Genomic DNA, 8637 nt, shown 5'->3' with positions numbered 1-8637 from the left:
CGTCATAGAGGGGTGCAGTGCATCCGGCAACTATAGAGCCGGACTGAAGAGCCCTGCGTAATAAGGGCATACTTCACACGTTACCCCCGGCACGCAGAATCATTGGTATTTGTGAACATTTTGTTGCAGAAACCTATGAAGATGAATAGCTGATCGGTTATAATGGATGTAATTGTGTCCTGTTTTCCAGACCGAATACATACTCCTTTCCGGATGAAATGGGTGATCTTATTGAATACGAAGCAATTAAAATGGCTCAGTTATGCGTCCGTTCTGATTATGTTTCTTGCTACGCTTGGAGGCACTGTCGTTACGAAGACCGAGTCCGGACTTGGCTGCGGAACAGACTTTCCGCTCTGTAATGGGAAATTCGTTCCCGCACATACTGTCGCTTCCATCATCGAGTATTCTCATCGGGCGGTCAGCGGAGCTGCGGGATTGCTGGCGCTAGGGGCTTACATCGCCTTCCGCGTCTACCGGAAGAGGCGCCGTGACCTGGTCGGTTATGCCGGGCTTGCTCTGATCTTCGTTATGGTTCAAGCATTTATGGGAGCTATGGCTGTCAAAAGCCCGTCCTCCTCAGCGGTGATGGCCCTGCATTTCGGCTTCTCCTTGATTGCTTTTGCCAGTTCGGTGATGCTTGCCTTGGGCATCCGTCAGGAAGAAAGACAACAGCAGGAGGCTCCGTTAAAGGGAGCTTACACCGTGACCAGAGGTTTCCGCAATCTGACCTGGTTTGCAACCGTATACACTTATATCGTTGTATATATCGGGGCTTATGTCAGCCACACTGATTCTGCCGGCGGCTGCAGCGGATGGCCGCTCTGTAATGGCGAATTCATACCTGAGCTATCCGGCGGAGTGGGCATTGCCTTCTTCCATCGGGTGGCTGCGGCGCTGCTTTTTCTACTGATGGCGCTACTAGGACATTTGGCTTTTTGGCGCCATCCCGGGAACCGTGAGATCCGACTATTGGGTGTTGCGGCGACAGCGTTGACCGCGATTCAGGTGCTGACTGGCGCCTCCATCGTGCTTACGCTGGATAACCTGGAGGTTTATCTGTTTGCCTCACTATCTCATATGCTCGCGATTGCAGGACTGTTTGGCGTGCTCTGTTATCTGAGTGTGAGAACTTGGCAGTTGAGCCGCCCTGGAAGCGGTAAGAGACTGGAGGACACTTCCATTTCCTCCGCAGAGTCCGAAGCAGTAAATTCGCGTCGGGAGGCTTAACTAGAGAATCGGAATGAGGAAGGGCCTTTTCGGGCAGTGATAAAGGTACCTTTCCTGTATGAATGGATCGGGTCAATCTTGATGATACCGGAGGAATCTATATGCTGCGAACTTTACTGGGCGAGCCGCCCAGAAAGAATGAAGGCTTGCTTGGAGAGACGATTGATGCAATGGCAGGAACCGCCAAGCTGCTTCGGAAAGAGATGGAGATTTCCAAAGACCCGACTCACGATTTTCGTAAGCTGGAAATCTGGGTGCTCGGTCTGATCACCTCGCTGGATGAGCTGGAGCAGTGCTTGTTTGCATCGGTCTTTTTCAGGGGGAAAGTCTCGAATGTTTCCGTGGACGATATGGATCCCGCAGAGCGCGGTGATTATGCACGACATGTATTTTTCTATAAGGATGGCTTTATCCGGGTCTTCGCTACCTTGGACAAGCTCGGAACCGTATTGAATGAGCTGTTTGACCTGGAGACCTCCAAGGTGAAGGAGCACTTCTCTTATTTTACCGTGCTGCGGCAATTCAATTATAAGAAGACTCATTCGGATTTAGCCAGAGAGCTGGAGAAGATTAAGGATCAGTACAAGGATACGCTTCGGGTATTGCGGGGACGGCGGAATATGGAAATTCACTATATGAATTCTGAACTGAAGGATGATTTGTGGCAGCGGCATCAAGCGCTTCAAGGCAAGATCAAGCTGGAGGATCTGGATGAATATTTGCGGGATTTGGAGCAGGGGCTCCGCATGGTGACAGAAACCTTAAGGGCCGTGTTTACATACACAAATCAGCGCTGGAAGAAGCTTTCCCGAAAATAAAAATTTTTCCTTTGACAAACGCTGTAAAAGACCCTATACTCAAAAATAAGTTTCGAATCTAATTCATAGTAAATTGATCAGTTAACTTTAACTTCATATTTCTTATCGAGAGTGGCGGAGGGAAAGGCCCGATGAAGCCCAGCAACCGATTTGAGTCTGTATGTACGGGTTCTCCCGCTGTACAGCCGCAAATGCCATGGTGCTAAATCCTTCAAAACCTTAATGCAGGTTTTGGCAGATGAGAAGGCATTGTCTTTACGTAAAGAGAGCCCTCTGAATCTGTGGAGCTCTCTTTTTTATTTTTATCCTGTAGGATTGGGACATGCTATGAGATAGCGGGATCCCTGGAGGTGCACGGTTTGATTGAACTTAAGCAAATAACCAAGATTTACGGTAATAAAAAGAAGCGGACAACCGCACTATCCGGATTGAACCTGAAGGTAGAGAAGGGGGAAATCTTCGGAGTTATCGGACATTCGGGGGCAGGGAAAAGCACCTTGATCCGGTGCATCAATCTACTGGAGCGGCCAAGCGAAGGCGAGGTCTGGGTAGGAGGCATCGAGCTTACCGGCTTGGGCAAACGGGAGCTGCAGCAGCAACGCCGGAAAATCGGGATGATCTTCCAGCACTTTAATCTGTTATCCTCGGCGACGGTATATGATAACGTGGCTTTTCCACTCACCTTGATCGGAATACCGAAGAATCAGATCCGCAAGAAGGTGGATGAGCTTCTCTCGCTTGTCGGCCTGGAGGATCACCGCAGCAAGTATCCGGCCCAGTTATCGGGCGGCCAAAAGCAACGGGTGGGCATTGCCCGGGCGTTGGCAAGCGATCCTGATGTGCTGCTCTGTGATGAGGCGACTTCGGCGCTCGATCCGCAGACCACAGACTCCATCTTGAAGCTGCTGCTCGACATTAACAAACGCTTCGGGTTGACGATCCTGCTGATCACCCATGAAATGCATGTTATTCAAAGCATCTGTGATCGGGTTGCAGTCATTCATGAAGGCGGCATTGTAGAGGAAGGACCGGTTACGGAAGTGTTCCTTAAGCCGCAGCACACGGTCACCCGCGAGTTCATCAACCGCGATGCCTCCGGAGCTGAAGGGGAAGATGGTCTTCACTTAGCCGCTTCCGTTCCCCGGCCGACCTGGGCCAAGCTGGTACGGATTACTTTCCTTGGCGCGAAAACCTATGAATCGGTATTGTCTCAAGTAGTCAGAGAGACCGGCGTTCATTTTGCGATCCTTCAAGGTACGATCTCCACGATCAAGGATGTTCCCTACGGCAAACTGACTGTTTCCTTTGAAGGGGACAGCGGGCAAGTGGAACAGACTCTTGCACTTCTTAAGGAACGGGAACTTGATGTGGAGGTGATCGGGTAATGGATCAGCTGGATTTTTCAAAGATTGATTGGTCGGAAATGGCGACCGCCTCCGGAGACACCCTTCAAATGATGGGCTTTTCCACCTTATTTACTTTTCTGATCGGGCTGCCGCTGGGGATTCTGCTTTATACTTTTTCAAAGTCTAATGCACCTGTACTCATCTGGATCTACCGGGTTCTGTCCTTCATTGTAAATATTGTTCGATCCGTACCGTTTATCATTCTAATCATCGCTCTGATCCCGTTTACCCGGATGATTATGGGCGTATCCTCCGGGGTCGAAGGCACGATACCGCCGCTCGTAATCGGGGCAGCTCCGTTCTTTGCCCGTCTGGTTGAGACGGCGCTGCGGGAGGTAGATCGCGGAGTCATCGAGGCATCTTATGCGATGGGGGCGTCAACTGTCCAGGTCATCCGCAAGGTGCTGCTGCCGGAGTCTCTGCCAGGGTTAATCGCGGGCATGACGATTACGGCGGTTACGCTCGTATCCTATACGGCCATGTCAGGCATGATTGGCGGCGGCGGTCTTGGTGATCTAGCGATCCGATATGGTTATTACCGGTACGAGACGGAAGTTATGATTATCTCCGTATTTTTTATGGTCGTTCTGGTGCAGGTGCTGCAAATGCTGGGCGACCGGCTTGTCATTTATTTCACGCGGAAATAAGGAAACAAAATATATATTGTGCGAGTTCAAAAGATGACTTTTTGAACAACCACATTTAAATCCTTATTCAAAAAACATTGGGAGGGTTACCTACTATGAAGAAATGGACATTTTCAATCTTGACGCTTGCACTGGTGCTTGTACTGGCAGCTTGCGGCAACAACAGCACTAACAATTCGACGGCTGGCAACAACACTTCGGCTGGCGAAAATACGTCGACCAATACAACTGAACCGGCACCTGAATCTGCAGAACCTGTGAAGCTGGTTGTTGGAGCAACAGTACCACATGCAGACATTCTTAAATTTGTTGCTCCTGCTCTGAAAGAAGAAGGCGTGGAGCTGGAAGTCCGCGAATTCTCAGATTATGTACAGCCTAACGTTCAAGTATATGAGAAGCAGCTTGATGCGAACTACTTCCAGCATCAGCCTTACCTGGATGATCAAAACGCCCAAAACGGCTTTGATCTGGTTCCTGTAGTCGGCGTGCACGTCGAGCCATTTGGTGCTTACTCCAAGACGCTGACATCGATCGATGAGCTGAAAGATGGCGCAAAAGTAGCAATTCCGAATGATGCTACCAATGGCGGCCGTGCTCTGTTGTTGCTTGAGAAGCAAGGCTTGATCAAGCTCGACGAAGCCGCAGGTATCGCAGCAACCAAGAAGGATATTACTGAAAATCCGAAGAACCTCGCGTTCATTGAAGTGGAAGCAGCTATTCTTCCGCGTCAGCTTGAAGAAGTGGACCTGGCTTTGATCAACACGAACTATGCGCTTGAAGCTGGACTGAATCCGACGACAGATGCGCTGTTCATTGAAGATAAGGATTCCCCGTACACCAACCTGCTGGTATCCCGTCCGGACAACAAGGACTCCGAGGCGATCCAGAAGCTGGCCAAAGCGCTCACAAGCGAAGAGGTCAGAACCTTCATTAACGATACTTACAAAGGCGCGCTTGTTCCGGTATTCTAAGCCGACTGCGTATGCTGCAATCCCGTTGTCCGAAATTGGGCAGCGGGATTTTTTTGATGCTTGGTTTGTCCGGATGCCGTAAATCTTTTATACTTAAGATAGTGCTTGATGATCTCGAATCAAGGGAGGAAGGACATGCAGGGGAAGGTTGCACTCATAACCGGAAGTGCCAAGGGACTGGGGAAAAGGACCGCATTGACGCTGGCGGAGCAAGGCTGCCATGTTGCTCTGAATTATGTACATAGTGAATCTGATGCATTGCTCCTCCGCTCCTCCATCGAAGCGAAAGGTGTAAAATGCATCGCTGTGCAAGCGGATATCTCCAAACGCGAGGATATAGCAGGCTTGGCGGACGAAGTTCAGAAGCAACTGGGAACGGTAGATATTCTTGTTAACAATGCAGGGCCGTTCATTCGGGAGCGGAAGATGTTCGCGGATTATACGGATGCGGATATTCTGGCGATGATTGATGGAAACCTGGTGGGCACCATACTGCTTGATCATCTGATTCTGCCGGGCATGCGCAGCAAAGGGTGGGGAAGAATTATTCACTTTGGCTTTGGACATGCGGCTGAATCGAGAGCTTGGCCGTACCGTGCGGTCTATGCTGCAGCGAAGACGGGCCTGGTCTCGTTCACCAAGACATTGGCAGTAGAGGAAGCCTCCAATGGCATTACAGTTAACATGGTCTGTCCGGGCGATATCCGGGGAAGGAACAAAGAGATTCTGATCTCGGAAGCCCGTGAAATTTCGGATGGCGATACACCGCTTGGACGAACTGGAAGCGGTGAGGATGTAGCCAGAGTCATTGCTTTCCTGTGTGACGTGGATTCGGACTTTATAACAGGTAATATTATGGATATTTCCGGCGGGTTGGATCCGATTCGCCCGTGGAGCAAGCGGGCCAAGGACATTTGATCCTTGATCCCGGATAAGCATTGAAGATAGAGGAAGAGGCTGACCGAATGGCCAGCCTCTTCTCGTATATTAAAATACTTGTACGACCTCTTGAACGCCGTCCACTTCTTCAAAGAGAGCACGTTCAATCCCTGCCTTCAGAGTAATGGTGGAACTTGGGCAGCTGCCGCAAGCACCCATCAGTCTCAGCTTAACAATGCCGTCTTCAACGTCAACCAATTCAACGTCACCGCCGTCACGTTGCAGGAACGGACGAAGCTTATCCAGTACCTCAAGTACCTCATCATACAATTTATCCTGTACATGTTCACTCATCATTCTCAACTCCTTTCTCAATTCATTATAGTACAAAACACTTTAAATTTAAATCCTTATCCCCGGTGGCGTTTGGACTTCCATAAAACTCCGCTTTTTAGTAAGCGCGGTACTCTGCCGGTTACTTGGGCTTTGCCCATCAGACCGAACCCCGCCTTTTTGCCGAGCGAGCCAAGGGTGCCCTTAAGCCTCATTGGCTGAAGCCGGGGATTCTCGCCGGACCATTGGGCCAGGAGCACTTGGGCAATTTGCTCTCCCTGGACGCCGGCTGCTTGTGCACTTGGAGCAAAGGGCAGGCTGGCGCAATCACCGCACACAAAAACCTCAGGATATTCAGGAATTTGATGGTACGAATTAAGCTTGATTCTACCTTGCGGGTCCTTCGGGAGCTCAAGCCGCTGAACGGGCTCGACCGGTCTAATCCCGGCTGTCCATACAGTTACGTCCGAAAGGATGCTGCCGCTATCATGGCGGATTACGCCTTCTTCCAAGGTGTGAATTGAAATTTGCGACAAGATCCGGATGTCGTGCTCCTCGAACCATTTCGTCACATAGTCAGACACCTTGGCTGGGAAAGCCGATAATAAGCGTGTGCCGCGATCAATCAACGAAATATCGAGATCCGGCCGGCTCTCCCGCAATTCAGCAGCAATTTCTACTCCGCTGAGTCCGCCTCCAACAATATGAATATGGCTGTAAGGCTTTGCATTATTCAGTCTCACATAAGTTTGCCGTGTGGCTGCAAAGGACTGGATACTGCAAGAGAATTGCTTGGCTCCTGCAATCTGATGATAATTATCCGTACACCCCAAGGCGATGACCAACTGGTCATATTCCAAGGGAGGCTGGTCCGCATGATCGAATACAATTAGACGCTGCTCAAGATCAATCTTCACAACTTCTCCGTATCTTAGCCGAAGACCGGGGTAGTCGGGAAAAGACACCCGCAGTTCATGGTCTGATACGGTTCCCGCAGCTAATGCGTAATACTCGGTCTTTAAGCTCTGACAAGGCTGCCGGTCTACAAGCGTTACTTCGAGATCAAGGGGGATGCGTCCCTTGAATATTTCGTGAATTACAGTGGTTCCGCCATAACCTCCACCTAATACTACGAGACGTGTCATTCGAAGGGGCCCTTTCGTATCTGAATAATTATATTGTTATGCTGCCTGGAGCAAAAGAACAGATTACTCGTAAACCTCGACTTCATTATAGAATGTATCCCGTTCCACCGGAATCCGGCCTGCGCCCTTGACTAGCCAGATCAACTCCTTGCGCGTCAATCCGTCAGGGGTTAAAGCTCCTGCTGCATGGCTGATCTGTTCACGCACGATCGTGCCGTGGACGTCGGAAGCGCCGAATGTCAGGGCAACTTGAGTCAGTTGAACACCAATGTTGATAAAATAAGCTTTGATATGCTGGATATTATCAAGCATTAAGCGGCTGATCGCAATCGTCTTGAGATCCTCGTAAGCCGAGTTGCGCCGCATAATGCCGGCATTTTTGTTGCGCGGTTGCATCGAAAGCGGGATGAACACCATGAACCCGCCGGTCTCATCCTGCAGCTCGCGGATTTGCAGCATATGGCGAATCCGGTCCTCGTGCGATTCGATGGACCCGTACAGCATGGTGGTATGGGTCTTCATGCCAAGCTTGTGAGCGGTACGGTGCACCTCCAGATATTGATCGACATTGGCCTTTTCCACCTTCATTTTTTGGCGATATTGATCAGATAGAATTTCCGCGCCGCCCCCGGTCAGGGATTTCAGCCCGGCTTTTTGCAGCTCTAGCAGTACTTCCTTGGTGCTAAGCCCGCTCAAGCGAGTGAAAAATTCAATCTCTGCTGCGGTATAGGCCTTCAGCGTGATCTCCGGGAAGTTCTCATTCAGAGCCTTCAAGGAATCCACATAGTATTGGAAGGGAACATGCTGATTATGTCCGCCGACAATATGGAACTCACGCACGCCCGGTGTGATGTGCTGTTTCACATAGGTGACCATCTCTTCGCCGGACAGGGTGTAGGAGCCGTCCTCGCCCTGGTCCTTGCGGAAGCTGCAGAAGGCGCAATGCGATTCACAGATATTGGTGAAATACAGGCTCATATTTTCAATAAAATAGACCTTCTTGCCATTTTTGCGCAAATTGACCTCATTGGCCAACTGACCGATAGTTAACAAATCATCGCTCTCGTACAAATAAACGCCGTCTTCTAATGTTAAACGTTCTCCATGTCTTACCTTTTCTATAATTTCGGCCATTCTATGGTCGATACCCGGTGTCACCGTAGTAATCATGATAATACCTCCATTTCTCATAACCTATTTCATTATAA

9 protein-coding genes and 1 riboswitch are annotated in these 8637 nt (G+C 50.0%); of the genes, 6 read left to right on the top strand and 3 right to left on the bottom strand.

From position 1 onward, the window contains the following. The first annotated feature begins 231 nt into the window (after positions 1-231). The 6 genes from KQJ23_RS22670 to KQJ23_RS22645 all read left to right on the top strand — a co-directional run bounded on the left by KQJ23_RS22670 (position 232) and on the right by KQJ23_RS22645 (position 5990). On the top strand, positions 232-1230 hold the full coding sequence (locus tag KQJ23_RS22670; protein ID WP_216481173.1) for a COX15/CtaA family protein: 999 nt from the start codon (positions 232-234) through the stop codon (positions 1228-1230). A gap of 101 nt (positions 1231-1331) precedes the next feature. After that, positions 1332-2048, top strand: coding sequence for a Cthe_2314 family HEPN domain-containing protein (locus KQJ23_RS22665; RefSeq protein ID WP_216481170.1), 717 nt, complete (start codon positions 1332-1334; stop codon positions 2046-2048). A 99-nt stretch (positions 2049-2147) separates the two neighbouring features. Beyond that, positions 2148-2293, top strand: a riboswitch (SAM riboswitch). Between the two features lie 114 nt (positions 2294-2407). Then, entirely contained in the window at positions 2408-3433 is a 1026-nt protein-coding gene (locus KQJ23_RS22660; RefSeq protein WP_216481169.1) for a methionine ABC transporter ATP-binding protein, read from the top strand. After that, positions 3433-4101 carry a methionine ABC transporter permease gene (locus KQJ23_RS22655; RefSeq protein WP_216481168.1) on the top strand — a complete coding sequence of 223 codons (669 nt, stop codon included), beginning with the start codon at positions 3433-3435 and terminating at the stop codon, positions 4099-4101. The genes KQJ23_RS22660 and KQJ23_RS22655 overlap by 1 nt, the downstream gene beginning before the upstream one ends. A gap of 95 nt (positions 4102-4196) precedes the next feature. Further along, positions 4197-5072 (top strand): MetQ/NlpA family ABC transporter substrate-binding protein, encoded by an 876-nt coding sequence (locus tag KQJ23_RS22650; RefSeq protein WP_216481167.1) that lies wholly within the window; start codon positions 4197-4199, stop codon positions 5070-5072. A gap of 135 nt (positions 5073-5207) precedes the next feature. Next, complete coding sequence (locus tag KQJ23_RS22645) at positions 5208-5990, top strand: SDR family oxidoreductase (protein ID WP_216481166.1); 783 nt, start codon at positions 5208-5210, stop codon at positions 5988-5990. Between the two features lie 69 nt (positions 5991-6059). Here KQJ23_RS22645 and KQJ23_RS22640 read toward each other — a convergent pair whose 3' ends face one another. From KQJ23_RS22640 to mqnE, 3 genes are all read right to left on the bottom strand, one after another. Further along, positions 6060-6305 carry a NifU family protein gene (locus KQJ23_RS22640; RefSeq protein WP_044481903.1) on the bottom strand — a complete coding sequence of 82 codons (246 nt, stop codon included), beginning with the start codon at positions 6303-6305 and terminating at the stop codon, positions 6060-6062. Positions 6306-6361: 56 nt separating this feature from the next. Further along, positions 6362-7429: an NAD(P)/FAD-dependent oxidoreductase gene (locus KQJ23_RS22635; protein WP_216481165.1), complete on the bottom strand. Its 1068-nt coding sequence runs from the start codon at positions 7427-7429 to the stop codon at positions 6362-6364. A gap of 63 nt (positions 7430-7492) precedes the next feature. Then, a complete protein-coding gene (gene mqnE / locus KQJ23_RS22630; RefSeq protein ID WP_216481164.1) occupies positions 7493-8599 on the bottom strand; it encodes an aminofutalosine synthase MqnE in 1107 nt (368 codons plus the stop codon). Between the last annotated feature and the right edge of the window lie 38 nt (positions 8600-8637).

The organism is Paenibacillus brevis, assembly GCF_018919145.1.
GTDB classification, from domain to species: domain Bacteria; phylum Bacillota; class Bacilli; order Paenibacillales; family Paenibacillaceae; genus Fontibacillus; species Fontibacillus brevis.
Note: the sequence above shows the minus strand (reverse complement) of the source record. Positions and strands in the feature narration are given on the sequence as shown.